This is a genomic window from Streptacidiphilus jeojiensis, assembly GCF_042510965.1.
Lineage (GTDB): Bacteria > Actinomycetota > Actinomycetes > Streptomycetales > Streptomycetaceae > Streptacidiphilus > Streptacidiphilus jeojiensis.
This window is the reverse complement of record NZ_JBEUKS010000013.1, coordinates 257,768-283,939: the sequence shown is the minus strand read 5'-3', so window position 1 is coordinate 283,939 and position 26,172 is coordinate 257,768. Positions and strand designations below refer to the sequence as shown.

Genomic DNA, 26,172 nt, shown 5'->3' with positions numbered 1-26,172 from the left:
TCGGTGGTCATAGCGTGAGGGAAACGCCCGGTAACATCCCGAACCCGGAAGCTAAGCCTCACAGCGCCGATGGTACTGCAGGGGGGACCCTGTGGGAGAGTAGGACGCCGCCGAACAACCATTGAACAGGAAGCCCCCTGACCACCGGTCAGGGGGCTTCTCTGCATTCCCCGCCAGTGCGGTGGGGGAGGCCGGCCGCCGCAGATGGGGGCGGCAGCTGTGGGTGGCTTACATGGCGCCACCGTTGCCGCCCGCCCCCGTCCGTGGCTTGTTGCTGTTGCTCGCTGCGCTCGCGGGCCAACTACAGCGGGGGAGCAGGGCCGGTCCTGGGCGCCGTTGCCGGGTGGGAGGTCGGAGGTGGGGCGCAGAAACGGTTCTGCGGCCGGGCCTCGCGGGAACCGGGGTCGATTTCGGGACGTCGGGTCACTCTTGGTACGCCAGGACCGGGTCAAATAGGGCATTACGGCATGATCAAGTGACACCTTGTCCCGAAAGTGACCCCGGTTCAGTCCAAGGCCCCGCTTCTCGGGCCCCGAAACCGCACTGGCCTCGGCAGGAACGTTTCTGCACGCCCGCCCCGCACTCACCCGCCGCCCGGCAACGGACCCCCGCCCGCCCCCCGGCTCCTCGTAGTTGGCCGCGAGCGGAGCGAGCCACCCCAGCCACCAACACACCAACGCGCCCCACGGAACTGACGAACGATCACCGGGAGCGAACACGCACCGGCAACCCGGCCACAAGACGGGGGCTCGGCAGCAAGGCGGATTCCGCACCCATGCCGGCTGTCCTCCTCCTCTACTCCCGCCGGACGGCCACAACCGCGGAGGTTGTGGGGGTGGTGAGGATCTCCGTGGCTCGGAGGTCGGGGTGGGTGAGGTAGAAGAGCCTGAGCTCGTCGATCTCGCCGGCGAAGCGGGGTGGCCATTCGGGGGAGGGGGTGAAGTCGTCGAGGACGAGGATGCCGCCGGGGGCGAGGAGATCGACCACCTGTTGCTGGGCGTCGCGCTTGCCGCCGCCGTCGCAGAAGAAGACGTCGAAGGGGGCGTGTCGCTCCAGGAGGCGCCAGTCGCCGGGGAGGACCTGTACCCGCTCGTCGTCCGCGAAGAGGTCGGCCGCGGCGCGGGCCAGCTCCTCGTCGCGCTCTGCGGTGACGAGTCGTGCTGCGCTGCCGAGGCCGCTGTGGAGCCAGGCCGTGCCGACGCCGCACCCGGTGCCGCTCTCGGCGATGGTGCCATTGGGCTTGGCGGCGGCAGCCATGCTGAGGAGTCTGCCCACCTCGGGCGTGCAGCTGAGCTTGAAGCCCGCCGCTGCTGCGGCGCGTTCTGCGGCTGATACGCGGACGGGGACGGCTGGTGCTGTGCTGGTCATGGCATTCCCCCTGGCTGGTCTGGTAGTTGGGGTGGGAGGAGCGGGAGGAGTGAGCAGGAGGGCAAGGTCATCCTGCCACCTGCCCCCCTTCGGCCGGTCGGCCTGGGAATAGTTGAGTACTCAAGGATGCTGAGTCGGGTGACCGGTCGACGGACCGGCTGGACACCGAGAGGAGCAGGGCGCATGGCGATGCAGTACGTGGAAGAGGCAGTGTCGGAGAAGTGGCGGCGGGCCGGACTGTTCTTCGAGGCCAAGGACTACGCCGAGGCTGCACGGATCCTGGAGGGGGTCGTGGCCGAGCTGCCGGAGCAGGTGGACGTCCGGATGCTGCTGGCGCGGGCGTACTACCACTCGGCGCAGCTCCGGCGGGCGGAGGCGCAGCTGCGCGAGGTCATTGACCGGGACCCGGTCGAGCACTATGCGCACCTGATGTTGGGGCGCACGCTGCAGCGGCAGGGTCGGGCGGAGGAGGCGAAGCCGTGGCTGCGGATCGCGGACGCCTTCGCCGGTGAGTTTCCGGAGGGTGTCCGGGCCGTGGACGAGGCCGATGCACCGCTCTGACCGGTGGTTTCGGCGGATCAGGGCGTTCCGGGCGGCGGTGGCGGGTGCCGCCGCCCGGGGTGGAGTTCCCGGAAGCGTCGACCGTACAGCACGGGCGCTGTACGCTGATGACATGTCGAAGCACATCACCATTCGGGTGGATGAGGAGTTCCACGCCCGTCTGGCGGCGCGGGCGGCAGCCGAGGGGACGACGATCACGGCACTGGTGACCGAGGTCGCCAAGCGGGAACTGGACGCCGATCGTCAGCGGTCGCTCGATGCGGCTGCGGAGTTCAACACGGCTGAGAACTGGGCCTACTTCCAAGAGCGGTTCGGACGTAAGACCGCGTGACGAGGGAACAGAGCGTGAAGGCTGACGAGGCATGGGCGTGGAACGTCCTGGCACACCACCTTCCCTCCGACCCGACCGTGTGGGACCCCTCGGGGATCAGTGCGGCGATAGCCCGGCATGCCACCGATGTGGTGCTGGTCGCCGATGAGGAGCCGCGCGACATCTGCTGGCGCGCGGCGGCCCTGCTGCATACACTGGCGGTCTGCCCGCCGCTCGACAGCCCCATGAACGAGTTCTACGCGGCCACGCTGACCCGCTCCTACCTCGCCATGGCGGGGATCAAGCAGTTGCCGAACAGCTTCGCCCTCGCCGATCTGGTCGAGCACGCCAAGGAGCGCCGCGCGGACGTCTTCGCGACGGCGGAGGCGCTGCGGCAGCTCACCGACCTGGGCTAGCGGGCGGCGGGCGGCAGACAACGGATGACGATGCGGGACAGGGTGGTACTGGCCGACGGCAGCGTGCTCGCCTTCCAGGACACCGGCGGACCGGGGCCCGTCGTGGTCCTGGCGCACGGCGGGACCACCGACAGTCGGCTGTGGATGCGTCAGGTTCCGGTGCTGGCAGGCCGGTTCAGGGTGATCACCTATGACTGGGCGGGTCACGGCGAATCCGCCGATCCGGTGGGTCCGTACGCCAGGCACGAACAACTACTGCAACTGCTGGACCAGTTGGGCGTGGACCGGGCCGTCCTGGTGGGTAGCTCGGACGGTGGGAAGCTGGCGCTGGACGCGGCGCTGCTGCGGCCCGAACGGGTCGACGGGCTGGTGCTGGTCGGCTCCGGGGTGTCCGGGTACCAGTGGCCGGAAAGCTTTCTGACGCTCTATCGGCAGCGGGTGCACGAGGTCGTCGGGCCGGAGCCGCGCGACCTGGAGACCTATGTCCGGGCCACGGTGGAGTTCCTCACCGCCGGCCCCGGGCGCAGCTGGACCGACCTGGATCCCGAGGTGTGGCGGCTCGCCCTGGAGATGTTCCGGACGATCACCCGGCGCGAGTGGTCCGGCTCCGCCCGGTTCGAGGCGCGGGACCTGGAGCCGCCGGCGTTCGGGCGGCTCGACCAGGTCGAGGTGCCGGTCCTGGTGGTGCACGGCACCGAGGACGTGCCGGGGATCGTCGAACTCTCGGAGCTGCTGGCCGGAGCCGCAGGGATCAACGCTGCCGGGATCAAGGAGGCGCGGCACGCCGTGCTGCCCGGCGCCGGCCACCTGCCGCCGCTGGAGCAGCCGGAGGAGTTCAACCGGGTACTGCTGGACTTCCTGGACACCCTCACCGCGGGTCCGGCCGGTCCACGTTCCAGTGCCTGACGACCTGGCAGAACCAGTCGTCCGCGCTCTCGCCGTCCCGCTTCGGCATGAAGGAGAAGCGGCTTATGGTGCGCTGCCCGCCCTCGCCGTCCCCGTAGAGCAGGTCGATGTTGATGCGGTCGCGTTCCTTCATCTGCGCCAGCAGCGTGGCGTGGTCGGGGTCGGAGGTCTCGCGTACCGCCGCGTGCCAGAAGCCGGTGTCGCCGGGGGCGATGTAGAGGTCGCGGCCCTGGCGGTGGAAGTCCTCCACGGGCGGGTGCTCGTGCTCGGCGAACCGGGGGCGCTCGCCGATGCGCCAGCCGTGGATGACGGCGAGGCCGGGGCCGACGTTGCGGATCGACGCGGCGAGGTAGACGACCTCGTTCGCCAGGGTGAGGTAGCCGGCGCTGCCGGGGAGGTGGGCCCACTGGCCGTCCTGCCAGAGCACCTTCTGCTTGGGGGCCTCGGCCCGCGAGGTGATCAGCAGCGGTCGCAGCGAGGCCTGGACGGAGCGTTCGGCCGCGCGGGCGGAGCGCTCCGCCGAGCGGACCGCCGAGAAGGTGGCGGCGGCCAGGACCAGCGTGCCCGCTGCGGTGCCCAGATTGGAAAGTGTCGCCCAGTCAGTCATGGGACGCCTCCAGGCTGAGCGCGAGGTGAACTCGCGGGGGCGACAGGTGTGCGATCGACGGCATAAAGGCAGGGTAAAGGATCACGCGGCGGCCCGCGGGCCGGTTTGGGTGCTGGGTACAGCGATCCTATGTGCGTACTGTGGGGTCCGAGTGAGATCGCCAGGGTCCGTGAACCAGGACGAAACCGGCTGACCGTTCCTCGCGTCTCAGCTCTCAGAATCCCATCAGAAATCGCACAGCAATGACTGCGGCCACGGCAATGCAGTCGAACTAGCCGGAAGGCCTGGTGAACCCCATGGGCGCTCTGTCCCGCAGGAACGTACTCTCCGGAGGTGCCCTCGCGGCGGTCACCGCCCTGGGTGTGACCGCCTGTGCGGACGGTTCCGGTGCGGCGAGAGGCTCGGGGGACAGCAAGCCCGGCGGGGGAGCGGCCTCGGCGCACCCCGGTTCCGCCGACGGCTCCTCGGCGGCCTCGCCGACCAGCGCGGGTGCTGTGCTGATCGGCGACGGCTCCACGTCCGACACCGGGCCGCAGCCGCACCAGCCGGTGCCGGAGCGGCTCAAGCCCGGCCAGAAGCCGCCGCAGTTCGTCGTCTTCTCCTGGGACGGCGCGGGCGAGGACAGCAAGAAGCTGTTCTCGCACTTCCGTGAGGTGGCCCAGGAGACCAAGGCGACCATGTCGTTCTTCCTCTCCGGCATCTACACCCTGCCCGAGAGCAAGAAGGACCTGTACCTGCCCCCGGGGCACCAGCCCGGGGCCTCCGACATCGGCTACCTGGCGGACGACCACATCCGGATGACGCTCCAGCAGGTCGGCGCGGCCTGGCTGGAGGGCCACGAGATCGGCACCCACTTCAACGGCCACTTCTGCAGCCCCGGCAACGGCGTCGGCACCTGGTCCTCGTCGCAGTGGCGCAGCGAGTTGGAGCAGGCCATCGGCTTCGTCACCAAGTGGCGCACCAACACCGGGTTCAAGGACCTGCCGGCGCTGCCCTTCGACTACCGCAAGGAGCTCATCGGCGGCCGTACCCCCTGCCTGCTGGGTCGGGACGCGCTGCTGCCCACGGCCAAGTCCATGGGCTGGAAGTACGACGCCAGCTCGCCGGGCGGCAACCAGGTCTGGCCCGGCCACTACAAGGGGCTGTGGGAGTTCCCGCTCCAGTCCATCCCGTTCCCCGGGCACAACTTCCAGGTCCTGTCGATGGACTACAACATGCTGGCGAACCAGTCCAACGCCAGCGTCAACGGCGACCCCGCCAAGCGACCCGGCTGGCAGCAGCAGTCCTACGGCGCGTACATGGCCGGGTTCAACCGCGCGTACACCACCAACCGCGCCCCCTACTTCATCGGCAACCACTTCGAGAGCTGGAACGGCGGCATCTACATGCGGTCGGTCGAGGAGGCGCTGCGCGCCATCGCGGCCAAGCCCGACGTGCGGCTGGTGTCGTTCCGGCAGCTGGTGGAGTGGCTGGAGGTGCAGGACCCGGCGGTGCTGGCCAAGCTGCGCACTCTGGACGTCGGTCAGACGCCCACGAGTTGGGCCGACTACACCACGCCCACGCCGGCCAGGTCCACCGCCTCGGCCTCGGCCAAGGCGACGCCCTCGCACGCCTGATCCGCAGAGCCGGCAGCGCCGCGCGCATCGCACCGAGAACCACCGCACGGCCCCGCCTGACATCTCAGGCGGGGCCGCCCCTGCTTATGGCGACTGCGCCGGTGCCGTAGCGGGCGTCGAAGGCGCGCTGGTCGGCGCCGGTGCCCCGGGCGGTGCTGACCAGGACCGCGCAGCGCACGCCGTTGCTGGCGGTCCACGAGGTGACCCTGATGCCCTGCCGCCTCCAGTAGCCCAGGTCGGCGCCGATCCGGTCCATCAACTCGTGCTGGTGCCCGTAGGAGTAGCGGGAGTCCACGAACAGCAGCCGGGTGCGCCCGGCCACCGAGTGCGCGGCCGCGTCCAGGGCCGCGTCGGGGATCCGGTAGACCAGCAGCCGGTTGTGCGGGCTGTCGATCACCAGTGTGGTGTAGCTGCCGGCGAAGTGCCGCTCCAGATAGGGCGCGAGCCGCCGTACCACCGGGTCGAGTTGGCTCGGATGGCGGGTCCTGTAGTGCCCGCCGCGCGAGCTGCCGTCCGTCGACCCGTCGGCCGTGCCCTGGTGGGCGCAGGCGCCCGCGCCCATGCTCAGCAGCGCCGCGAGAACCGCGGCCGCCACGACCCGTCTCGACCTCCCCCGGTCGTCCATGCTCCCCCGTTCCGGTGCCCCCGTGAGTGGTGCCGCGCACCCCGCGCCACCTGCGTCGCGCCCCGTTCCGAGCAGCCGGACCGGAGCGAGTATGGGACGAGACCGGTGGCCCCCTCGGTTCCGCCTGCCTGCGGGAAATGCACTTCGGGGGTGCAGGACCAGCCGATCGGCGGGGGCGTGAGCAGGTCTCTGGACGGACGTCCGACCAAGATCGACGCGGCAGTATCTAACACAACCACCCTTCTGCCGGCGTCTTGTTGTCGGCGTCTTGTTGTCCCAGACCTGTTGTGTCCGCGATGGAGCCGTAGCATGCATCGAGCCTCAGCCCCGGTAGCCCCGCGCCCCCGGCGCGTCGCTGCCCGAACCGTCGTCTGGTACCTGCGGGCGGTCGGCCTCCTCAACCTCCTCGCGGCGGTCTCGGTGACCCTGCGGGAGCAGGTGCGGCACCACAACACCGGCGTGTACTACACCCCCTACCTGCTCACCGCCGGATTCACCTCGGGCGTGTTCGCCCTGCTGATGGCGGTGATGATGAACCGTCGCAAGCGGGCGGCCTGGATCGCCAACGCGGTGATCTGCTGGCTGCTGCTGGCCGACCTGGTGGTGGCGATGGTGCGGCGTCCGGAGATCAGGGAGCACGGCTTCAACTGGGCCACCGCGGTGGTCACCGCGGTCTTCGCGGTCGCGCTGCTGGTGGGCCGGCGCGAGTTCCGGGCCAAGGGCGACCGGGCCAATCCGCGGATGGCGGCGGGCGTCCTGCTGGGCGGCGGCCTGCTGACCCTGCTCGCCGGCACGCTGCTGGTCGGCGCGGCCAACACCGAGGCCGGCTCCTCGCTGCCCGGCCGGATGCACTACGTGCTGCTGCGCGCGATCACGCTGGGCTTCAACAGCGACGTCGACCTGCATGTGGCCGTGCCGCGCTGGGTGGACGTCTCGGTGAACGTGCTGAGCGTGGGGGTGCTGCTGCTGGTGCTCTACGCGCTGTTCCGCTCGCCGAAGGGCAAGGAGTTCCTCTCCGACGAGGACGAGACCCGGCTGCGGGGGCTGCTGGAACGGCACGGGGAGCGCGACTCGCTGGGGTACTTCGCGCTGCGCCGGGACAAGTCGGTGGTCTTCTCGCCGTCCGGCAAGGCAGCGGTGACCTACCGGGTGCTCGGCGGGGTGTCGCTGGCCTCGGGGGATCCCATCGGTGACGTGGAGGCCTGGCCCGGTGCCATCGAGGCCTGGCTGGCCCAGGCACGGGAGCACGCCTGGGTCCCCGCGGTGACCGGTGCCAGTGAGGAGGGGGGCATCGTCTACGCGAGGCACGGACTTGACGCCCTCGAACTGGGGGACGAAGCCATCGTCGAGGTGGGTGACTTCAGCCTGGAGGGGCGCGCGATGCGCGGGGTGCGCCAGGCGCACAACAAGGTGCGGCGCGCCGGCTACAGCGTGATGCTGCGCAGGCACGGCGACATCGCCGAGGCCGAGATGGAGACCCTGGTGCGCCGGGCCGACCAGTGGCGGGACGGGCAGACCGAGCGGGGCTTCTCGATGGCGCTGGGACGGCTCGGCGACCCCGCCGACGGCCAGTGCGTGATGCTGGAGTGCCGGGACGCGGACGGCGAACTGCGGGCGCTGCTGAGCTTCGTGCCCTGGGGCGCGCACGGGCTGTCGCTGGACCTGATGCGCCGTGACCGGGAGGCCGACAACGGCCTGCTGGAGTTCATGGTCATCGAGCTGCTGCAGGGCGCGGGCCAGTTGGGCATCGAGCGGGTGTCGCTGAACTTCGCGGTGTTCCGGGCGGTCTTCGAGCGCGGGTCCAGGCTCGGCGCCGGACCGTTCCTGCGGTCCTGGCGCTCGGTGCTGATGTTCTTCTCGCGCTGGTGGCAGATCGAGTCGTTGTACCGGGCCAACGCCAAGTACCGACCCCAGTGGGAGCCGCGCTACGTGCTGTTCGAGCGGAGCCGGGACCTGCCCAGGATCGCCATGGTCAACGCCTGCGCCGAGGGCTTCATCGCGGCGCCGCGGCTGCCCTCGCTGCTCGGCCGCCGCCGTCGCGGCCAGGCCGCGGTGCCGGAGCCGGAGCGCGAGCTGCAGCGGGTGGCCTGACGGCCCGTCGACTGCGGGAAGACCGTCCGTCGGCGGCCCGGAGGGGCTAGCCGTCCGCCGGCCGGGCCGGGAGCTTGCCCTCCGGGCGCAGCGGGAGCACGGCGCTGACCAGGTAGCCGCCCTCCATAGTCGGCCGGGCCAGCAGGCTGCCGCCGAGCTGCTGGGCCCGTTCGCGCAGCCCCACCAGGCCGTGGCCGCCGCTCGGCAGCACCAGCGGCTCGGCTCCCGGGTCGGCCGGGCCGTTGCGGATCTCGACCTGCAGCCTGCCCGCGTCCGCCCGCACCGTGACGGTTACCGCGGCGCCGGGCGCGTACTTGCGGATGTTGGTCAGCGACTCCTGGACGGTGCGGTAGGCGGCCCGCTCCACCGGCTCCGGCCAGGCCGAGGGCGGCTGCTGCCGGGACTGGTGCGGAACGGTGTCCAGCACCGCGTCCAGGCCGCTGGCGGCGATCAGCCGGGGCAGGTCGGCGAGGGTCGGCTGGGGGGATAGCTCCCGTCCGTCGCCGCCGGCCGCCCGCAGCACCCCCACCATCTGCCGCAGCTCCTCCAGGGTCTTCACGGCCAGCTGACGGATGGTCCGGGCGCCCTCGGCGGTGGCCTCCGGGTCGTCGGCGCGCACCTGCAGCGCACCGGCCTGGATGGAGATCAGGCTGACCTGGTGCGAGACCACGTCGTGCATCTCCCGCGCCAGTCTGGCCCGCTCGGTGGACAGCACGCTGTGTGCCAGCAGGCGCTGCTCGCGCTCCTGGCCCCGGGTCAGCTCGTCCAGCCTGACCGCCAGTTCCCGCCGGGTCAGCACCAGCAGGCCGAGCACCACCGGTGCGATCGCGGTCATCAGCGAGTACATCGCCGCGAGGGTGGTGGTCCGGTCCCACTGCACCGGCACGTCGCTGTACGGCCAGGGCAGGAACTGGGCCACGGCCAGCAGCAGCGCGCAGCCGCCCACCACCCAGCGCCGGCGTTCGGCGGCGGCCAGGGTGTAGAGCGCGATCATCGGGGCCAGCCATATGTAGCTCAGCTGCAGTCCGGGCAGCGTCAGCAGCATCACCGCCAGCGGCCACCGGGTGCGCAGCAGCAGCGCCGCCGCGGCCACCAGGGAGGTCGACATCTGCACGACGGAGGTGAGGTCGTTGGCGAGCAGCGCGTCCAGGACGGCCAGCACCACCGGGACCGGGACCGTGATCCAGGGGCTCAGGTACCAGCGGCGGCGCGGCTCGGCGGTGGTGCTCATCCGGTCACATCGCCTTCGTGGTCATGCCCGGGGGGCGGAGCCGCCGCCCAGCAGTCCGGCCTGGTGGGCGAAGACCGCGGCCTGGACCCGGTTGGAGGTGCCGAGTTTGGCGAGGATCGCGCTGATGTGGTCCTTGACGGTACCGGTGCTGAGGAACAGCCGGGCGGCGATCTCCGCATTGGACAGGCCCTCGCCCAGCAGCGCGAGCACGTCCAGCTCCCGGGTGGTCATGGTGCGCAGTCTGGCGGCGGTCTGCCGGTCCGGGCCGGCGTCCAGGTAGCCGGCGATCACGGTGTCGGTGACGGCCGGGGAGAGCACCCGGCCGCCGTCGGCCAGCACCCGTACCGCGTTGACCAGCTGCTCCGGGTCGGTGTCCTTGAGCAGGAATCCGGCCGCGCCGCCGCGCAGCGCCGTTCCGATGTACTCGTCGGTGTCGAAGGTGGTGAGCATCGCCACGGCGGGCGGCTGCGGGAGCGCCCGCAGCGAGCGGAGCACGGTGATCCCGTCCACGTCCGGCATCCGGATGTCCAGCAGCACCACCTGCGGGGCGTACCTGCCGACGGTCTCCAGGGCCTCGGCGCCGGAGCAGGTGGCGACGACCTCGATGTCAGCTGCCGAGCCGACGATCAGGCTCAGGCCCGACCGTACGAGTGTCTCGTCGTCGACGATGACCACACGGATCAACTCGGTGACCTCTTCTTCAGTCCGCCGGTGGACGTCATCCTGTCGACGGCCTCCCTGGGACGAGGGTACGAGAGGCAGGGGCGGCCCGGTCCACGGGCTTGCCGAACGCTCACCTGACCGGGGCCGCTATGTTGGCGGTCCATCGATCATATGGACGAACGGATGGCGGGGATGACGACGGAGCAGCGGGACGACTCGGCACGCAACACGGTCTTCGGCGAGGTCGCCGAGCTCTACGACGCGGTCCGGGCCGAGTACCCGGCCGCGTTGGTGGACACCGTGCTCGACTACGCGGACCTCGGCGGCCGGGGCGCGGTCGAGATCGGAGCCGGGACCGGGAAGGCGACCGTCGCCTTCGCCGAGCGGGGTGTGCCGATCGTCTGCGTGGAACCCGACCCGCGGATGGCGGCGCTGCTGCGCCGCAAGACCGGGGCCCACCCCGGCGTGCGGATCGAGCAGGCCGGTTTCGAGAGCTGGGAGCGGGCCGGCCGCACCTTCGGACTGCTCTTCGCGGCCACCTCCTGGCACTGGGTCCCGGAGGAGGTCCGCTGGGACCTGGCCTACGAGGCGCTGGCGCCGGGCGGCACGGCCGCGCTGTTCTGGAACCACCACGGCGTGATGGACCCGGAGGTGCATGCCGGGCTGGCGGAGATCGACGCCCGCTACCAGCTGACCTTCACCCCGCACACCATGGCGGGCTGGAACATGAGCGACACCATCGAGCCCCCGGAGGGCGACGAGTCCGTCTGGACCTCGCAGCTGCCGCTGATGCGCGGGCGCTTCACCGATCTGCGGGACATCCGGTTCAAGACGCCGGCCCACTACCCGACGAAGCGTTATATCGACTATCTGACCTCGATCTCCGCCTACCGGATCATGAGCGATGAGGCCCGTGCGGCGGTCCAGGCCGAGGTGGCGGCGCTGCTGGACGCGCACGGGGGCGGCATCGACATGATCACCCGTAGCGACATGGTCCTGGCCAGGGCAGTCTGACCGTCAGAGCCGGTTGACCGCGGTGACCCGCAGCACCGCGCGGCCCTCCTCGTCCGAGGAGGCGAGGTCGACCTCGGCGCTGATGCCCCAGTCGTGGTCGCCGGCCGGGTCGTCGAAGATCTGCCGTACCAGCCAGGCGCCCTGGACCGACTCGTCGTCGATGATCAGCATCTTCGGTCCACGGGCGTCCGGTCCGGTGCCCAGGTCCTCGTGCTCGTCCCAGTAGGCGTCCATGGCCTCGGCCCAGGCGTCCTGGTCCCAGCCCCCGTCCTCGGCGTCCAGCTCGCCCAGGTCGTAGTAGCGCTCCAGGGCGGCCAGTTCGACCCGGCGGAACATGGCGTTGCGGACCAGGACGCGGAAGGCGCGGACGTTGGCGGTGACCGGTGCGGTCTTCTCGTCCAGCATCTGCTGCTCGCGCTCCTCCTCGTCCTCCGGGTTGGCCAGCTTCTCCCACTCGTCCAGCAGGCTGGAGTCGACCTGGCGGACCAGCTCGCCCAGCCAGGAGATGAGGTCGCGCAGGTCCTCGGACTTCAGGTCGTCCGGGACGGTGTGCTCCAGCGCCTTGTAGGCGCCGGCCAGGTAACGCAGCACCAGGCCCTCGGTCCGCGCCAGCTCGTAGAAGCCGACGTAGTCGGTGAAGGTCATCGCGCGCTCGTAGAGGTCGCGGGCGACGGTCTTGGGGCGCAGCGGGTGGTCGCCGATCCAGGGGTGGACCCGGCGGTAGACCTCGTAGGCGTGGTTGAGCAGCTCCTCCAGCGGCTTCTCGTAGGTGATCTCCTGGAGCCGCTCCATCCGCTCCTCGTACTCGACGCCGTCGCGCTTCATCTCGGCGACGGCCTCGCCGCGGGCCTTGTTCTCCTGGGCGGCGACGATCTGGCGCGGGTCGTCCAGGGTGGCCTCGACCACGGACAGCACGTCCAGGGCGTAGCTGGGGGACTCCACGTCCAGCAGTTCGAACGCCGCCAGGGCGAAGGTGGAGAGCGGCTGGGTGAGCGAGAAGTCCTGCTGCAGGTCGACGGTGAGCCGGACGATGCGTCCGGTCTCGTCGGGGGTGTCCAGCCGCTCGACCACGCCGCCGGCCAGCAGCGAGCGGTAGATGGCGATGGCCTCGCTGATGTGGCGGCGGCGGGCCTTGGGGTCGTCGTCGTTGTCCATCAGCAGGTGCCGCATCGCCTCGAAGGCGTTGCCGGGGCGGTTGATGACGGACAGCAGCATCAGGTGGCTGACCCGGAAGCGGGACACCAGCGGTTCGGGCTGGGCGTCGATCAGCTTGTTGAAGGTCTCCTCGCCCCAGGAGACGAAGCCCTCGGGGGCCTTCTTGCGGACCACCTTGCGCTTCTTCTTGGGGTCGTCGCCGGCCTTGGCCAGGGCCTTCTCGTTCTCGGTGACATGCTCGGGGGCCTGGGCGACCACCGTGCCGACGGTGTCGAACCCGGCGCGTCCGGCGCGTCCGGCGATCTGGTGGAACTCGCGGGCCCGCAGCAGCCGGACCCGCTGCCCGTCGTACTTGGACAGCGCGGTGAACAGCACGGTGCGGATCGGGACGTTGACGCCGACGCCCAGGGTGTCGGTGCCGCAGATGACCTTGAGCAGCCCGGCCTGGGCCAGCCGCTCCACCAGCCGCCGGTACTTGGGCAGCATCCCGGCGTGGTGCACCCCGATGCCGTGCCGGACGAACCGCGACAGGTTGCGGCCGAACTTGGTGGTGAAGCGGAAGTTGCCGATCAGCGCGGCGATGGCGTCCTTCTCGGCCTTGGAGCACATGTTGATGCTCATCAGCGCCTGGGCCCGCTCCACGGCGGCGGCCTGGGTGAAGTGAACCACGTAGACCGGTGCCTGCCCGGTGTTGAGCAGCTGCTCCAGGGTGTCGTGGATGGGGGTGCGCTGGTACTCGTAGAACAGCGGGACCGGACGGGTCACCGAGCTGACGGTGGTGGTCGGGCGCCCGGTGCGGCGCTTGAGGTCGGTCTCGAAGCGGCGGACGTCGCCCAGGGTCGCCGACATCAGCAGGAACTGCGCCTGCGGCAGCTCGATCAGCGGCACCTGCCAGGCCCAGCCCCGGTCCGGCTCGGCGTAGAAGTGGAACTCGTCCATGACCACCTGGCCGACGTCGGCCTGGGCGCCGTCCCGCAGCGCGATGCTGGCCAGCACCTCGGCGGTGCAGCAGATGATCGGCGCCATGGGGTTCACGCTGGCGTCGCCGGTCATCATGCCGACGTTCCGGGTGCCGAACATCTTCACCAGGTCGAAGAACTTCTCCGACACCAGTGCCTTGATCGGGGCGGTGTAGAAGGTCCGCTGCCCGTTCGCCAGGGCGGCGAAGTGCGCACCGGCTGCGACCAGGCTCTTCCCCGACCCGGTGGGGGTGTTCAGGATGACGTTGGAGCCGGAGACGATCTCGATCAGCGCCTCCTCCTGCGCGGGGTAGAGGGTGATCCCGCGCTCCTCCGCCCAGGCCGCGAACGCGGTGAAGAGATCGTCGGGCTGGGGGTCGGCGGGGATGAGATCAGTCAAGGTCACGGCTCCATCTTGCCTGGTTCCCGGCGGTCCGTGGTCCAGCGCGGGTCCGGTGCCCGGCCCGAGCCCGGCCCGAGCACGGTCCGGTGGTGCGACCCCGGAGCTTCCAGGACCCGAAACCTGACGGCAACATCCCGGGTCTATCGCGGCAACGGGGTGGCAGTGCAGACTTCTACGCGCGTCCATCTACGCGCGTCCAGTCGGATGCCGCGTACCTCACCCTGCCCTCCTGCCAACTGGAGACCCAGTGCCCCTGAACCGCCGTGACTTCGTGGCCCGCTCCGCGGCCGTGGCCGCAGGAACCGCCGTCGTCGCGGGAGCGACCTCCAGCACCGCCGAGGCCGCCTCGCCCGAGTCCCAGCAAGCGGGGAAGAAGCCCAAGCCGAATCCCACCTACAGCTTCACCGTTCTGGGCACCACCGACGTCCACGGCAACTGCGTGAACTGGGACTACTTCAACAACGCCGAGTACGACGACAGCGCCCACAACGACGTCGGCCTGGCCAAGATCTCCACCATGGTGAACGGGCTCCGCGAGGAGATCGGCCATGACCGCACCCTGCTCATCGACGCCGGCGACATCATCCAGGGCACCCAGCTCAGCTACTACTACGCCAGGGTGGACCCGATCACGGTCGGCGGCCGGAAGGCGCCCAAGCACCCGATGGCGCTGGCGATGAACCACATCCGCTACGACGCGGCCGCCCTGGGCAACCACGAGTTCAACTACGGCATCCCCACCCTGCGCGCCTTCGAGCGGCAGTGCGACTTCCCGCTGCTGGCGGCCAACGCGCTGGACCCCAAGACCAACAAGCCGGCCTTCCGCCCCTTCATCATCAAGCGGATCTGCGTCCCGAACCTGCCGGACATCAAGGTCGGCATCGTCGGTCTGACCAACCCGGGCATCGCGATCTGGGACAAGGCCAACGTCAGCGGTCAGATGACCTTCGGCGGCATCGCCGAGCAGGCCGCGATCTACGTGCCCAAGGCGCGCAGCGCCGGCGCCGATGTCGTGGTCGTCTCCTCCCACACCGGGATCGACGAGGCCAGCTCCTACGGCGACCAGATCCCCTGGCCCGAGGACGCGGCGGCCGAGATGGCGCAGCAGGTGCCCGGCATCGACGCGATCCTGGTCGGCCACACCCACAAGGAGGTGGACCAGCGCCTGGTCACCAACACCGCGACCGGCAAGACCGTGGTGCTCTCCGAGCCGCTGAAGTGGGGCATGCGGCTGACCCGCTTCGACTTCGAGGTCGAGCTGGTGCACGGCGGCTGGGAGGTCACCTCCTGCGTGGCGAGCGTGCTCAACTCCAACACCTACGAGGAGGACCCGAAGGTCGTCAAGCTGCTGGCCGACGAGCACGCGGCCGTGGTCGCCTACGTCAACCAGGTCATCGGCACCTCCACCGTGGACCTCAACATCGCCCGTGCGCCGTTCCAGGACGTGCCGATCGTCGACCTCATCGGCAAGGTCATGGTGGACGCGGTGACGACCGGTCTGGCGGGCACCTCCTACGCGAGCCTGCCGGTGCTGGCCCAGGCCGCGCCGTTCAACCGGACCGCGGACATCCCGGCCGGCACGGTCCGGCTGCGCGACGCCGCGGGCCTCTACATCTACGAGAACACCCTGGCCGCGATGGTCCTGACCGGTGCCCAGCTGGTGGACTACATCGAGTTCTCGGCGAACTACTACAACACCCTCGCGGTGGGCGCCCCGATCGTGGAGTCCGCCCTGACCAACGCCAACAACCTGCCCGACTACAACTACGACGAGGTGTACGGGCTCAGCTACGACATCGACGTGTCGCAGCCGGCCGGCTCCCGCATCCTCAACGTGACCTACAACGGCGCGGCGCTGGACCCGACCCAGCAGTTCGTGCTGGCGATCAACAACTACCGCGCCAACGGCGGCGGCAACTTCCCGCACGTCGCCACGGCCACGCAGATCTGGACCAGCTCGGACGAGATCCGCAACACGATGATCGCCTGGGTCAAGGCCAAGGGTGAGATCAACCCGGCCGACTTCGCGGCCAGCCCCGGCTGGCGCCTGGTCCGCGCGGGCGTGCCGCTGTACTAGCGATCAGCGACCAGCGGGACGCGTAGGTGTCCGGTCCGGTCGGGGTGGGTCAGCAGTGTGACCGGACCGGACACCTTACCGATTCCTGAAAGCGGGTCGTTTCCGCTAGGTGCGCACAGTTCCGCGTGGTGAACTTGAAATATGAACAAGGACGGCAGGCCGGTCGGGCGCAGGGTCGTGCTCGGCGTGGCCGCGCTCGGGGCCGCCGGGGTGGCCTTCGGGGCACGGTTCCAGAACGGCATCGACAGCTTCCTCGCCACGGTCGACAGCAAGGACCCGACCGGCCTGACCGGGCTGCTGCCCGGCGGCGGGGGCTTCCAGATCTACAACGTCGCCGACTCGCTCCCGCACAAGAGCGACCAGGACTACCGGCTCACCGTCGACGGGCTGGTCGACCGGCCCGCCACCTACACCCTGGCCGAGCTGAAGGCGATGCCGCAGACCACCCTGGTCAAGGACGTGCAGTGCGTGACCGGCTGGCGGGTGCCCGACACCGAGTTCGGCGGGGTGCTGCTGTCGCACCTGCTGGACACCGCCGGGGTCAGGCCCGAGGGCAAGGCGCTGCGCTTCACCTGCTTCGACGGCGTCTACAGCGAGAGCCTGACCCTGGACGAGGCCCGCCGCCCGGACATGATGGTGGCGCACCAGATGAACAACGCGCCGGTCACCGACGCCCACGGCGGCCCGGTGCGGCTGTACGCGGCGCCGATGTACTTCTACAAGTCGGCCAAGTGGCTGTCCGGCATCACCGTCACCGACCGGGTCATGCCCGGCTACTGGGAGCACTACGGCTATGACGTCGAAGCCTGGGTCGGCAAGTCCAACGGGCGCAACGATGCACCGACCTCCCCCTGAGCCCGGCGAGCGCTACCGGTTCACGGTCGTCGAACGCTGGGTGCACCGGACCACCTCCACCCTGATGATGACCGCGATCGTCACCGCCGCCTGCCTCTACCTGCCGTTCCTGGCCGAGATCGTCGGACGGCGGCGACTGCTGGTGGTCGTCCACGAGTGGTCCGGCATCCTGCTCCCGGCACCGCTGCTGGCCGGGATCTTCTTCCGCTCGCTGCGCGCCGACCTGACCCGGTTGAACCGGTTCGGCCCGCAGGACAGCGGCTGGGCCTGGCGGGCGGTGCGGCACGGCACCAGGGCGGCCGGGCCGGCCGGGAAGTTCAACGCCGGGCAGAAGCTGTTCTCGGCCTTCATCGCCGGCGCGGTGCTGGTGATGGTCGGCACCGGTCTGATCATGTGGTTCCCGCACCTCTCCGCGCTGACCGTGCGGACCGGGGCCTCCTTCGTCCACGACTGGCTGGCGCTGGTCGTCGGCATCCTGGTCATCGGGCACATCCGGATGGCGCTCAAGGACCCCGAGGCCCGGCACGGGATGCGCACCGGGCGGGTCTCCCGCGCCTGGGCCAAGCGCGAGCACGCGCTGTGGACCGAGGACGAGGAGCAGGGCGAGAAGCACGGCCGGGAACAGGAGCCGTCAGCCGGCCGCTGAGGCCCGTTCGATCTTCAGCGCCACCCCGTCCAGGAAGGTCTCCAGCACCAGTTCGAACACCTGGGCGTCGTCCCGGAACAGCTCGGTGAGCCGGGGCGCGCTGGCGCGCACCAGCGGGAAGCGGTCCTCCGGGAGCAGGCCGTACTTGACCGCCCAGGCGGCGTCGTCCTTGGCCTGCGCCTCCTGGTCCAGGATCAGGAACGAGGCCGAGGACTGGGTCATCGCCAGGGTGAGGTCCAGCAGCATCCGGTAGCACTCGGCGGCCTGGACGACCGGCAGCCCGGCCCGGTGCAGCACCCCGATCAGGTACTCCACGCTGGTCGTCTCGGCCGGGCTGGCGGTGGTGCGGGCCGCGGCCAGCACGGCCAGGGCCGGGCGCCGCATGTAGACCGCCCGGACCGCGCGGGCGGTGGCGGCCAGGGTCTCCCGCCAGCGGTCCGGACCCAGTGCCGAGACGGCGGCGAGCTCCACCGCCTCCTCCACCATGACGTCGGTCAGGGCCAGGATCAGCTCGTCCTTGTCGCGGAAGTGCCGGTACACGGCGGTCGGGTCCGCGCCCAGCTCCTTGCCGAGCCGACTGAACGTCAGCACCCCACCGCCGTCCGGCGAGCAGAGCCGGAGCGCGGCCTCCAGGATCGCCTCGCGGGTCAGCGCGGCCCGACGCCTGGCGGTGGCGGCAGCGCCCTGGTCCTTCGTCGCAGCCACTGCTGCTCCTCCCGTTGCGGCGGCCGGGGGAGTGCCGCGGCCGAGTTGATCCGATCTTAACCGGCGGCCGATGTCAATGCCATTGACAGCGCCGCTGTCATCGAGTGTGATGCTCACTCATCCAGCACCGCCAGCAGTGTTCCCACCACGGAGGACCCGTGCCCCGCGACACCCACCACGCCGACCTGGTCTTCACCGGCGGCCCCGTCTACACCGTGGACCCGGCCCGGTCCTGGGCGACCGCGGTCGCCGTCAGCGGCGGACGGATCACCGCCGTCGGCGACGACCACGACGTCCGCCCGCTGATCGGCCCCCGCACCGAGGTGGTCGACCTGGCCAGGAAGCTGCTGCTGCCCGGCTTCCAGGACGCCCATGTCCACCCGGTCCTGGCCGGGACCACGCTGCGCAGCTGTGACCTGCACCAGCTGGAGACCGCAGCGGAGTACGCCGCCGCGGTCGCCGGCTACGCGGCCGCCAACCCCGACCGGGCCTGGATCACCGGCGGCGGCTGGAGCATGGAGGCCTTCCCCGGCGGCACCCCGCACCGGGACCTGCTGGACGCGGTCTGCCCGGACCGCCCGGTCGCGCTGCCCAACCGCGACGGCCACGGGCTCTGGGCCAACAGCCGGGCCCTGGAGATCGCCGGGATCACCGCCGGCACCCCGGACCCGGCCGACGGCCGGATCGAGCGCGACCCCGACGGCACCCCCACCGGGATGCTCCAGGAGGGCGCCGCCGAGCTGGTCACCCGTCACATCCCGGCCGCCACGGCGCAGGAGCTCTACCAGGGGCTGCTGGCCGGGCAGGCCTTCCTGCACAGCCACGGCATCACCGGCTGGCAGGACGCCGCGGTCGGCCCCGCCTTCGGCCCCGGCGACGTCTACGGCGCCTACCTGGCCGCGGCGAAGGACGGCTCGCTCACCGCCAGGGTCCGCGGCGCGCAGTGGTGGGATCGCGAGGGCGGTCTCGAGCAGCTCCCGTTCTTCCTGGAGCGCCGGGCCGAGTGCGCGGCGGTCGGCGACGGGAGCGGCCGGTTCAGCACCGGCAGCGTCAAGATGATGCTGGACGGCGTCGCCGAGAACCACACCGCCGCCATGCTGGAGCCCTACCTGGACGGCTGCGGCTGCTCCAGCGGCGCCTCCGGGATGGACTTCATCGATCCCGAGAAGCTCGGCGGCTACGTCAGCGAACTCGACGCGGCCGGCTTCCAGGTGCACTTCCACGCCCTCGGCGACCGGGCCGTCCGCAACGCCCTGGACGCGGTCGAGGAGGCGCTGCGGCGCAACGGGCAGCGCGGCAACCGGCACCACCTGGCCCACCTGCAGGTGGTGCACCCCGAGGACGTCCCGCGCTTCCGGGCGCTCGGGGCCACCGCCAACATGCAGCCGCTCTGGGCCTGCCACGAACCGCAGATGGACGAGCTCACCATCCCGTTCCTGGGCGAGCGCCGCTCCGGCTGGCAGTACCCGTTCGGCTCGCTGGCCCGCTCCGGGGCCATGCTCGCGGCCGGCAGCGACTGGTCGGTCAGCACCCCCGACGTGATGCTCGGCGTCCATGTCGCGGTCAACCGCAGCGCCCCGCAGTTCGAGGGCGGATCCGAGAGCGGATCCGAGGGCGGATCCGAGGGCGGATCCGCGGGCGGCGACGGCGGCAGTGGCGGCGAGGTCCTCGGCGCCGAGGAGCGGCTGGACCTGGGCACCGCGCTGGCCGCCTACACCGCGGGCACGGCCCGGGTGAACCACCTGGACGCGGTCACCGGCTCGGTGCAGGTGGGCAAGTACGCCGACCTGGTGGTGCTGGACCGCGACCCCTTCGCGGGACCGGCCGAGGCCATCGGCGCGACCCGGGTGCTGCGCACCTACGTCGACGGCGCACTGGTGCACGCCGCGCAGTAGTCCGGCGCAGTCCGGCCCCTGGATTGTTGGAGACAAGGAGAGGTTCCACGATGCACAGAAGAGCCCTGCGCACCGCCCTGCCCGTCGCCGTCCTCGCCCTGCTCGGCGGGGTGTCCGCCTGCAGCGGCTCCGGCAGCGGCGGCTCGGGCGCCTCGGCCAAGGCCGCGCCCAGCAGCAACTTCGCCACCTCGCAGATCACCACCGCGCCCGGCAGGGCCGGACTGTCCTCGGTGACCTGGTGGGGCGACTACCGCGCCCCCTACTCCGAGGACCCGCTGACCACCGCGGACTACCCCGAGGAGACCATCCTCGGCAATGTCTGCGAGTCGGTGCTGCACACCAACGCCGACTACACCGAGAGCGCGGGACTGGCCCGGAGCTGGAGCCAGCCCGACGCCCGGCACCTGGTCCTGCAGCTGGACCCGCGCGCGGTGTTCAGCGACGGCAAGCCGGTCACCGCCGCCGACGTGGTCTACAGCCTGCTGCGCAACCAGGACCCGAACGTCGCCAGCAACTACGCCGACTCCTACAACGACGTCAGCTCGATCAGGGCCACCGGTCCCGAGCAGGTCACCATCGTCTTCAGCAAGGACGACTACCTCTTCGTCCACCTGCTCGGCATCCTCGGCGGCGCGGTGGTGGAGAAGGCCTTCGCGCAGAAGGCGGGGCAGAACTTCGGCAAGCCGGCCACCGGGGTGGTCTGCTCCGGCCCCTACACCGTCGCCTCCTTCGACGGCACCAACTCGATGGTCCTCAAGCGCAATCCGAAGTACTGGGACCCGGCCCGGGCGGCGAAGTCCGACAGCGTCACCTTCAAGTTCATCGGCGACCCCTCGGCGCTGGCCAACGCACTCACCTCGGGGAGCCTCCAGGGCGCCTTCGACCTGCCCAGCTCCACCATCGCCCAGCTGGGCAGGGCCGCCGACGGCAAGCTGTACGTCGGCGCGCAGGGCTCCACCACCCAGAACATCGACCTGATCGTCTCCAGGTTCACCGGCGGCTTCGCCGACGCCCGGGTCCGTCAGGCGCTGTCCACGGCCATCGACCGGGTCGGCATCGCCAAGACCCTGTTCGGCGGCGCGGCCGACCCGCTGTACGCGGTGGCCGGCCCCGGCTTCTGGGAGAGCAGTCCGGCCAGGAGCCAGTACCAGGCGGCCTATTCGGCCCTGGCGGTCAAACCCGACCTGACCGCCGCCGCCAAGCTGGTGAAGGCCGCGGGGGCGAGCGGCAAGGAGGTCACCATCGCCTACGCCGCCGGTGTGCCCGCCGACGCGCAACTGGCCCAGGTGCTCCAGCAGACCGCCTCGTCCATCGGCCTCAAGATGAAGATCGTCGGTCTGCCGGACCAGCAGTACGGCTCGCTGTTCATCGACCCCAAGGCCCGCGCCGCCTACGACGGCTTCCTCACCATCAACTACATGGAGTTCCCCGAGGCCACCGACATGTACTCCAGCTACACCACCAGGAACGGCTCGCAGAACTTCAACGGCTACAGCAACGCCGAGGTTCAGGCCGACCTCGACAGGGCCCAGGGGACCGCGGACCCGGTGGCCCGGGCCCGGTACGTACTGGCCGCGCAGAAGATCATCGACCAGGACCTGCCCTGGATCCCGATCGTCCAGCCGCGCGCCCTGCTGTTCCAGAACAAGGCCGTCACCGGGGCCCCGCTCACCTTCTCCTACATGGACAACGCCTGGGCCGCGTCCGTGGGCGCGCCCTGATGGGCCGTCTGCTGCTGCACCGCCTCGGCGGGCTGCTCACCACGCTGCTGCTGTCCAGCGTGGTGATCTTCGGCAGCCTCTACCTCGCCCCCGGCAGCCCCGAGAACGTCCTCTTCGGCAGCCGCGCGCCCTCGGCGGCGGCCCGCGCCGCGGTGCGGCACCAACTGCACCTGGACCGGCCGCTGCCGGTGCGCTACTGGGACTGGCTCACCGGAGTGCTGCACGGCGACCTGGGCCGGTCCATGGTCACCGGGCAGAGCGTCGCGAGCCGGGTCGGCACCGGGCTGGGCACCAGCCTGCTGCTGGTGGCCATGAGCATGGTGCTGGTCACCGTGCTCGGCCTGGGCATCGGCACGCTGGCCGCGCTGCGCCCCGGACGGGTGGACGCCGCCGCCCAGGCGGTGACCTCGCTGTCGGTGACCGTGCCGCCCTTCGTCGCCTCCACCCTGCTGATCTCGGTGTTCTCGGTCCGGCTCGGCTGGTTCCCGGCCTCGGGTCTGCAACCGGGCCTGGCCGCCCGTCTGCACGGCCTGGTGCTGCCGGCCTGCGCGCTGGCGGTGGTCTCCTGCGGCTTCCTGGCCCAGGTCACCCGGAACGCGCTGCGGGAGCAGCTCGACCGGGAGCATGTGCAGACCGCGCTGGTGCGCGGGCTGCCCCGGCGGGTGGTGCTGCGCGACCACGTGCTGCGCAACGCCCTGCCGCCGATCATCACCGCGCTGGGGCTGCTCACCTCCGGGCTGTTCGCCTCCACGCTGATCGTCGAGTCGGCGTTCGCCGTCCCCGGCATCGGCCAGCTCACCATCCAGTCCGTGGCGCAGAAGGACTTCCCGGTGGTGCAGGCTGTCTCGCTGCTGCTGGTCGCCGCCTTCGTGGTCTGCAACGCCGTCAGCGACCTGGCCCAGGCCCTGATCGACCCACGGCTGCGCAGCGCAGGGAGGACAGCATGACGACAGATCGACTCATGGCAGCGGCACCCCCGGTTCCGGCGGCGACGGCCGGACGCCGCGGCGGGCGGATCGCGCGGATCACCGGGACGCTCGGTCCCTCGGGCACAGCGGCAGCCGCGTTCCTGCTGCTGGTGCTGGTGATCGCGCTGGCCGCACCGCTGGTGGCCCCCTACGACCCGGACCTGCAGTCACTGCTGGACTCCTACGCCCCGCCGTCGGCCGCGCACCTGCTCGGCGCCGACGGCATCGGCCGGGACATCCTGTCCCGGCTGGTGTTCGGCTCCCGCACCAGCCTGCTCGGCCCGGCGCTGGTCGTGGCGGTATCCCTCCTTGTCGGCATACCGCTTGCTCTCCTTGCCGCCTGGTACGGCGGAGCGGTGGACGCCGTGGTGGCCCGGGTCTTCGACCTGGTCTACGCGCTGCCGGGACTGCTGCTCGCGGTGCTGGCGGTGGCCCTGTTCGGACCGGGGCTGGTGCCGGCGGTGGCGGCGCTGTCCATCGCCTACATCCCCTTCCTGGCCCGGATCGTGCGGGCGGCGGCCCGGCAGCAGCGGACAAGTCCCTATGTCGACGCACTCGCCGTGCAGGGCTTCGGCATCGTCCGGATCACCGTGCTGCACATCCTGCGCAACATCGCCCCGGTGGTGCTCGGGCAGGCCGCCATCGCCTTCGGCTACGCCCTGCTGGACCTCGCCTCGCTGTCCTACCTGGGCCTGGCCGTGCAGGCGCCCACCTCCGACTGGGGCGTCATGGTCAGTGACAGCGACGCCCTGATGAAGGGCTACTGGCTGCCGGTGATCGCCCCCGGCGTGCTGATCGTGCTCTGCGTGCTGTCGCTGACCGTGCTGGGCGCGCGGATCAGCGGCCAGCGGCGACAGCCCTACCTGCGGCGCAAGCCCCGTCCCCGCCGCACCGAAGGAGCCCTGGCATGACCGTCCCGCTGCTCGAACTGTCCGGGCTCACCGTCGAGGTCCCGGCCGAGGAGGGTCCCCGGCCGCTGCTCGACGGCATCGACCTCAGCCTGGACGCCGGGGAGGCGCTCGGCCTGGTCGGCGAGTCCGGCTCCGGCAAGTCGATGACCGTACGCGCCGTCACCAGGCTGCTGCCGCGCGGCGCCGAGGCCGGCGGGAGCATCCGCTTCCAGGGCACCGACGTGGCCGCCATGGACGCCGGCGCGCTGCGGCGCTACCGCGACCAGGGCGTCGGCATGATCTTCCAGGACCCGCGGGCCCACATCAATCCGACCCGGCGGATCGGCTCCTTCCTCACCGAGGCGCTGACCCGGAACCGGGGCGTGGCCCGCAGGGAGGCCGAGGCCCGCGCCGTCGCGGTGCTGGCCGAGGTCGGCATCGACGACCCGGACCGCCGGCTGCGCCAGTACCCGCACGAACTCTCCGGCGGGATGCTGCAACGCGTCATGATCGCCTCGGTGCTGCTCGCCGAACCCCGGCTGATCCTCGCCGACGAGCCCACCACCGCCCTGGACGTCACCATCCAGTCCGAGGTGGTCGGCATCCTGGACCGGCTGCGCCGGGAGCGCGGCATGGGCATGGTCTTCATCACCCACGACCTGGACCTGGCGCTGGCGGTCTGCGGCCGGGTCGCGGTGATGTACGCCGGACGGATCGTCGAGGTCCGTGCGGCCGAGGAGCTGCACCGCCGCGCCGCCCACCCGTACACCCTGGGCCTGCTGGGCTCGCGCCCCTCCATCGACGCCCGGGCCGAACGGCTCGACGCCGTCCCCGGACGGCCGGTCTCCGCCTACGAGGCCGGGACCGGCTGCGCCTTCGCGGACCGCTGCGCCCAGGTCCGCCCGGTCTGCCGGGAGCGGCGGCCCGAACTGGAGCCCTTCCGCGGCGGACTGGTGCGCTGTCACCGGGTCGCCGAACTCGCCCCCGCCGCAGAGGAGGTACCCGCATGAGCGCCGCCGTGTCCGTGACCGGACTGACCAAGGTGTTCGGCAGCCACACCGCGGTGGACGCGGTCAGCTTCGAGATCGGGGCCGGGGGCTCGCTGGGCATCGTGGGGGAGTCGGGCTCCGGCAAGACCACGGTGGCCCGGATGCTGGTCGGTCTGGAACGCCCCACCGGCGGCGGCATCGCCGTGCTGGGCCGGGACCGCTCGACCCCGGCCAGGGGCTCCGCCGAGCGCCTGCGCCGCGCCCGCGAGCTGCAGATCGTCTTCCAGGACCCGTACACCTCGCTGGACCCCCGGCAGAGCGCCGACTCCGCGGTGGACGAGGTGTTGCGCCGGCACACCCGGCTGGACCGGGCCGGCCGGGCCGCCCGGCTGGCCGATCTGGTGGACCAGGTCGGGCTGACGGACCGCCAGGCCGGGGCGCTGCCCAGGGACCTCTCCGGCGGCCAGCGGCAGCGGGTGGCCATCGCCCGCGCCCTGGCGGCCGAGCCCCGGGTGCTGGTCCTGGACGAGGCGGTCTCGGCGCTGGACGTCTCCATCCAGGCGCAGATCCTCAATCTGCTGGCCGACATCCGCGCCGCCACCGGCATCGCCTACCTGCTGATCTCGCACGACCTCGCGGTGGTGCGGCAGCTCTGCGACACGGTGCTGGTGCTGCGGCGCGGCAGCGTGGTGGAACAGGGCGACTGCGCCCGGGTGCTGGACGCCCCGGCCGAGGAGTACACCAGGGCGCTGCGCGCGGCCGTCCCGGTGCCCGGATGGCGACCGGGACGGCCCGCTGTGACTGCTACTTGATGTCGGAGATCAGACCGGTGGCCAGGTCGCTCTGGACGGTGACATGGGTGTGGACCGGCTTCTTGCCGCCCCAGGTGAAGGTGACGGTGGTCCAGGTGTGCCCGGCGCTGGAGTCGCCGGCCGTCACCGACCAGGCGTTGGGCACGTCCTGGGCGCGCAGCACGCCGTCGGCGTGGTTCCGCCGCTCCCAGGTGGCCAGCTGCTTCCGCAGGCCCTTGGTGAGGTAGTGGGAGCGCAGGTCCGTGCCCAGGTTCCCCATGCCGTTGCCGTAGTTGGCGTCGATGTAGGCGCCGTAGAAGTCGGCGACCCGGTCGACGGTCGAGGCCGGGCTGCCGCTGCGGACCGGCTGCGGTCCGGCCGAGGCGGTCGTGGTGCCCAGTCCGAGGGCGACCAGGGCCGCGGCTGCGGCGGAGAGGGCGGCGGTGCGGGCGAACCTCATGGAGCTGTTTCCTTTCACAGAACGGATGAAACAGGCTCATACTCCCCGTTGGTGCGTGCACCAACACATAAGGCGCGGCAGTCCGCAGGCGTGAACTTCTGGCCCGCGCGCCCTGGATGGGGGTCAAGCGCCCCCGCGCAGAGGGGTTTCCCCAGCTGGGATCCGGTCAGGAACCTTGCTGAGGGGCCTCCTGACGCCGCCCTGGACAGGACGGGTAAGGTGCTCCTGGACGGAACAGTTGCACACCGAC

At 71.2% G+C, this 26,172-nt stretch carries 24 protein-coding genes and 1 rRNA gene; 17 read left to right on the top strand and 8 right to left on the bottom strand.

The features are described 5' to 3' along the window. Nucleotides 1-116: ribosomal RNA gene (gene rrf, locus ABUW04_RS31480) — 5S ribosomal RNA — on the top strand. A gap of 679 nt (nucleotides 117-795) precedes the next feature. Here rrf and ABUW04_RS31475 read toward each other — a convergent pair. Then, nucleotides 796-1,368: an O-methyltransferase gene (locus tag ABUW04_RS31475; protein ID WP_380567889.1), complete on the bottom strand. Its 573-nt coding sequence runs from the start codon at nucleotides 1,366-1,368 to the stop codon at nucleotides 796-798. A 183-nt stretch (nucleotides 1,369-1,551) separates the two neighbouring features. Here ABUW04_RS31475 and ABUW04_RS31470 point away from each other — a divergent pair, with 183 nt between their 5' ends. The 4 genes from ABUW04_RS31470 to ABUW04_RS31455 all read left to right on the top strand — a co-directional run bounded on the left by ABUW04_RS31470 (nucleotide 1,552) and on the right by ABUW04_RS31455 (nucleotide 3,561). Further along, nucleotides 1,552-1,929 (top strand): tetratricopeptide repeat protein, encoded by a 378-nt coding sequence (locus tag ABUW04_RS31470; protein WP_380567888.1) that lies wholly within the window; start codon nucleotides 1,552-1,554, stop codon nucleotides 1,927-1,929. 112 nt (nucleotides 1,930-2,041) lie between these two features. Then, on the top strand, nucleotides 2,042-2,260 hold the full coding sequence (locus ABUW04_RS31465; protein WP_030265696.1) for a toxin-antitoxin system HicB family antitoxin: 219 nt from the start codon (nucleotides 2,042-2,044) through the stop codon (nucleotides 2,258-2,260). Nucleotides 2,261-2,274: 14 nt separating this feature from the next. Beyond that, on the top strand, nucleotides 2,275-2,655 hold the full coding sequence (locus ABUW04_RS31460; protein WP_030265700.1) for a hypothetical protein: 381 nt from the start codon (nucleotides 2,275-2,277) through the stop codon (nucleotides 2,653-2,655). A gap of 30 nt (nucleotides 2,656-2,685) precedes the next feature. Next, nucleotides 2,686-3,561, top strand: coding sequence for an alpha/beta fold hydrolase (locus ABUW04_RS31455; RefSeq protein WP_380567887.1), 876 nt, complete (start codon nucleotides 2,686-2,688; stop codon nucleotides 3,559-3,561). Here ABUW04_RS31455 and ABUW04_RS31450 read toward each other — a convergent pair. After that, nucleotides 3,524-4,168: a hypothetical protein gene (locus tag ABUW04_RS31450; protein ID WP_030265706.1), complete on the bottom strand. Its 645-nt coding sequence runs from the start codon at nucleotides 4,166-4,168 to the stop codon at nucleotides 3,524-3,526. The two genes, ABUW04_RS31455 and ABUW04_RS31450, sit on opposite strands and share 38 nt — an antisense overlap. Nucleotides 4,169-4,464: 296 nt before the next feature. Between ABUW04_RS31450 and ABUW04_RS31445 the strand changes: the two genes are divergently transcribed. Beyond that, nucleotides 4,465-5,784, top strand: a complete 1,320-nt coding sequence (locus ABUW04_RS31445; protein WP_037598215.1) for a polysaccharide deacetylase family protein — start codon at nucleotides 4,465-4,467, stop codon at nucleotides 5,782-5,784. Between the two features lie 64 nt (nucleotides 5,785-5,848). On the opposite strand, the gene ABUW04_RS31440 is transcribed toward ABUW04_RS31445, so the two are convergent. Beyond that, a complete protein-coding gene (locus ABUW04_RS31440; RefSeq protein ID WP_380567886.1) occupies nucleotides 5,849-6,379 on the bottom strand; it encodes a hypothetical protein in 531 nt (176 codons plus the stop codon). Between the two features lie 339 nt (nucleotides 6,380-6,718). Here ABUW04_RS31440 and ABUW04_RS31435 point away from each other — a divergent pair, with 339 nt between their 5' ends. Further along, nucleotides 6,719-8,500 (top strand): phosphatidylglycerol lysyltransferase domain-containing protein, encoded by a 1,782-nt coding sequence (locus ABUW04_RS31435; RefSeq protein ID WP_051726554.1) that lies wholly within the window; start codon nucleotides 6,719-6,721, stop codon nucleotides 8,498-8,500. A 46-nt stretch (nucleotides 8,501-8,546) separates the two neighbouring features. On the opposite strand, the gene ABUW04_RS31430 is transcribed toward ABUW04_RS31435, so the two are convergent. After that, nucleotides 8,547-9,731, bottom strand: coding sequence for a sensor histidine kinase (locus tag ABUW04_RS31430; RefSeq protein WP_051726555.1), 1,185 nt, complete (start codon nucleotides 9,729-9,731; stop codon nucleotides 8,547-8,549). A 21-nt stretch (nucleotides 9,732-9,752) separates the two neighbouring features. Further along, nucleotides 9,753-10,415 carry a response regulator gene (locus ABUW04_RS31425; protein ID WP_380567885.1) on the bottom strand — a complete coding sequence of 221 codons (663 nt, stop codon included), beginning with the start codon at nucleotides 10,413-10,415 and terminating at the stop codon, nucleotides 9,753-9,755. Nucleotides 10,416-10,586: 171 nt separating this feature from the next. Here ABUW04_RS31425 and ABUW04_RS31420 point away from each other — a divergent pair, with 171 nt between their 5' ends. Further along, nucleotides 10,587-11,408 (top strand): class I SAM-dependent methyltransferase, encoded by an 822-nt coding sequence (locus tag ABUW04_RS31420; RefSeq protein ID WP_380567884.1) that lies wholly within the window; start codon nucleotides 10,587-10,589, stop codon nucleotides 11,406-11,408. Between the two features lie 3 nt (nucleotides 11,409-11,411). On the opposite strand, the gene ABUW04_RS31415 is transcribed toward ABUW04_RS31420, so the two are convergent. After that, the gene (locus ABUW04_RS31415; RefSeq protein WP_380567883.1) at nucleotides 11,412-13,928 is read right to left on the bottom strand and encodes a DEAD/DEAH box helicase; all 2,517 of its coding nucleotides are present in this window, start codon (nucleotides 13,926-13,928) and stop codon (nucleotides 11,412-11,414) included. A gap of 244 nt (nucleotides 13,929-14,172) precedes the next feature. Here ABUW04_RS31415 and ABUW04_RS31410 point away from each other — a divergent pair, with 244 nt between their 5' ends. From ABUW04_RS31410 to ABUW04_RS31400, 3 genes are all read left to right on the top strand, one after another. Next, nucleotides 14,173-16,002 (top strand): bifunctional metallophosphatase/5'-nucleotidase, encoded by a 1,830-nt coding sequence (locus ABUW04_RS31410; protein WP_380567882.1) that lies wholly within the window; start codon nucleotides 14,173-14,175, stop codon nucleotides 16,000-16,002. A 141-nt stretch (nucleotides 16,003-16,143) separates the two neighbouring features. Then, on the top strand, nucleotides 16,144-16,857 hold the full coding sequence (locus ABUW04_RS31405) for a molybdopterin-dependent oxidoreductase (RefSeq protein WP_380567881.1): 714 nt from the start codon (nucleotides 16,144-16,146) through the stop codon (nucleotides 16,855-16,857). Further along, complete coding sequence (locus ABUW04_RS31400) at nucleotides 16,838-17,503, top strand: cytochrome b/b6 domain-containing protein (RefSeq protein ID WP_380567880.1); 666 nt, start codon at nucleotides 16,838-16,840, stop codon at nucleotides 17,501-17,503. Before ABUW04_RS31405 ends, ABUW04_RS31400 begins: the two co-directional genes overlap by 20 nt. Here ABUW04_RS31400 and ABUW04_RS31395 read toward each other — a convergent pair. Beyond that, nucleotides 17,489-18,208, bottom strand: a complete 720-nt coding sequence (locus ABUW04_RS31395) for a TetR/AcrR family transcriptional regulator (RefSeq protein ID WP_030265743.1) — start codon at nucleotides 18,206-18,208, stop codon at nucleotides 17,489-17,491. The two genes, ABUW04_RS31400 and ABUW04_RS31395, sit on opposite strands and share 15 nt — an antisense overlap. 158 nt (nucleotides 18,209-18,366) lie before the next feature. On the opposite strand from ABUW04_RS31395, the gene ABUW04_RS31390 reads away from it, so the two are divergent. The 6 genes from ABUW04_RS31390 to ABUW04_RS31365 are packed head-to-tail and all read left to right on the top strand — an operon-like array spanning nucleotide 18,367 to nucleotide 25,483. Continuing rightward, entirely contained in the window at nucleotides 18,367-20,103 is a 1,737-nt protein-coding gene (locus ABUW04_RS31390) for an amidohydrolase (protein WP_380567879.1), read from the top strand. A 50-nt stretch (nucleotides 20,104-20,153) separates the two neighbouring features. After that, nucleotides 20,154-21,824, top strand: a complete 1,671-nt coding sequence (locus tag ABUW04_RS31385) for an ABC transporter substrate-binding protein (RefSeq protein WP_380567878.1) — start codon at nucleotides 20,154-20,156, stop codon at nucleotides 21,822-21,824. Beyond that, a complete protein-coding gene (locus ABUW04_RS31380; protein WP_030265750.1) occupies nucleotides 21,824-22,771 on the top strand; it encodes an ABC transporter permease in 948 nt (315 codons plus the stop codon). Before ABUW04_RS31385 ends, ABUW04_RS31380 begins: the two co-directional genes overlap by 1 nt. Further along, a complete protein-coding gene (locus ABUW04_RS31375) occupies nucleotides 22,768-23,703 on the top strand; it encodes an ABC transporter permease (RefSeq protein WP_380567877.1) in 936 nt (311 codons plus the stop codon). The genes ABUW04_RS31380 and ABUW04_RS31375 overlap by 4 nt, the downstream gene beginning before the upstream one ends. Beyond that, complete coding sequence (locus tag ABUW04_RS31370) at nucleotides 23,700-24,692, top strand: ABC transporter ATP-binding protein (RefSeq protein ID WP_380567876.1); 993 nt, start codon at nucleotides 23,700-23,702, stop codon at nucleotides 24,690-24,692. The genes ABUW04_RS31375 and ABUW04_RS31370 overlap by 4 nt, the downstream gene beginning before the upstream one ends. Continuing rightward, a complete protein-coding gene (locus ABUW04_RS31365) occupies nucleotides 24,689-25,483 on the top strand; it encodes an ABC transporter ATP-binding protein (protein WP_380567875.1) in 795 nt (264 codons plus the stop codon). The genes ABUW04_RS31370 and ABUW04_RS31365 overlap by 4 nt, the downstream gene beginning before the upstream one ends. On the opposite strand, the gene ABUW04_RS31360 is transcribed toward ABUW04_RS31365, so the two are convergent. Continuing rightward, nucleotides 25,476-25,922 carry a hypothetical protein gene (locus tag ABUW04_RS31360; RefSeq protein ID WP_380567873.1) on the bottom strand — a complete coding sequence of 149 codons (447 nt, stop codon included), beginning with the start codon at nucleotides 25,920-25,922 and terminating at the stop codon, nucleotides 25,476-25,478. The two genes, ABUW04_RS31365 and ABUW04_RS31360, sit on opposite strands and share 8 nt — an antisense overlap. Nucleotides 25,923-26,172: the final 250 nt, after the last annotated feature.

What these genes read in the sequence shown, in the direction of transcription:
- ABUW04_RS31400 (WP_380567880.1), top strand. Translation starts at nt 16,838, where the DNA reads ATGCACCGACCTCCCCCTGAGCCCGGCGAGCGCTACCGGTTCACGGTC.
- ABUW04_RS31380 (WP_030265750.1), top strand. Translation starts at nt 21,824, where the DNA reads ATGGGCCGTCTGCTGCTGCACCGCCTCGGCGGGCTGCTCACCACGCTG.
- ABUW04_RS31420 (WP_380567884.1), top strand. Translation starts at nt 10,587, where the DNA reads ATGACGACGGAGCAGCGGGACGACTCGGCACGCAACACGGTCTTCGGC.
- ABUW04_RS31450 (WP_030265706.1), bottom strand. Translation starts at nt 4,168, where the DNA reads ATGACTGACTGGGCGACACTTTCCAATCTGGGCACCGCAGCGGGCACG.
- ABUW04_RS31445 (WP_037598215.1), top strand. Translation starts at nt 4,465, where the DNA reads ATGGGCGCTCTGTCCCGCAGGAACGTACTCTCCGGAGGTGCCCTCGCG.
- ABUW04_RS31385 (WP_380567878.1), top strand. Translation starts at nt 20,154, where the DNA reads ATGCACAGAAGAGCCCTGCGCACCGCCCTGCCCGTCGCCGTCCTCGCC.
- ABUW04_RS31360 (WP_380567873.1), bottom strand. Translation starts at nt 25,922, where the DNA reads ATGAGGTTCGCCCGCACCGCCGCCCTCTCCGCCGCAGCCGCGGCCCTG.
- ABUW04_RS31375 (WP_380567877.1), top strand. Translation starts at nt 22,768, where the DNA reads ATGACGACAGATCGACTCATGGCAGCGGCACCCCCGGTTCCGGCGGCG.
- ABUW04_RS31455 (WP_380567887.1), top strand. Translation starts at nt 2,686, where the DNA reads ATGCGGGACAGGGTGGTACTGGCCGACGGCAGCGTGCTCGCCTTCCAG.
- ABUW04_RS31405 (WP_380567881.1), top strand. Translation starts at nt 16,144, where the DNA reads ATGAACAAGGACGGCAGGCCGGTCGGGCGCAGGGTCGTGCTCGGCGTG.
- ABUW04_RS31435 (WP_051726554.1), top strand. Translation starts at nt 6,719, where the DNA reads ATGCATCGAGCCTCAGCCCCGGTAGCCCCGCGCCCCCGGCGCGTCGCT.
- ABUW04_RS31470 (WP_380567888.1), top strand. Translation starts at nt 1,552, where the DNA reads ATGGCGATGCAGTACGTGGAAGAGGCAGTGTCGGAGAAGTGGCGGCGG.
- ABUW04_RS31465 (WP_030265696.1), top strand. Translation starts at nt 2,042, where the DNA reads ATGTCGAAGCACATCACCATTCGGGTGGATGAGGAGTTCCACGCCCGT.
- ABUW04_RS31475 (WP_380567889.1), bottom strand. Translation starts at nt 1,368, where the DNA reads ATGACCAGCACAGCACCAGCCGTCCCCGTCCGCGTATCAGCCGCAGAA.
- ABUW04_RS31370 (WP_380567876.1), top strand. Translation starts at nt 23,700, where the DNA reads ATGACCGTCCCGCTGCTCGAACTGTCCGGGCTCACCGTCGAGGTCCCG.
- ABUW04_RS31365 (WP_380567875.1), top strand. Translation starts at nt 24,689, where the DNA reads ATGAGCGCCGCCGTGTCCGTGACCGGACTGACCAAGGTGTTCGGCAGC.
- ABUW04_RS31430 (WP_051726555.1), bottom strand. Translation starts at nt 9,731, where the DNA reads ATGAGCACCACCGCCGAGCCGCGCCGCCGCTGGTACCTGAGCCCCTGG.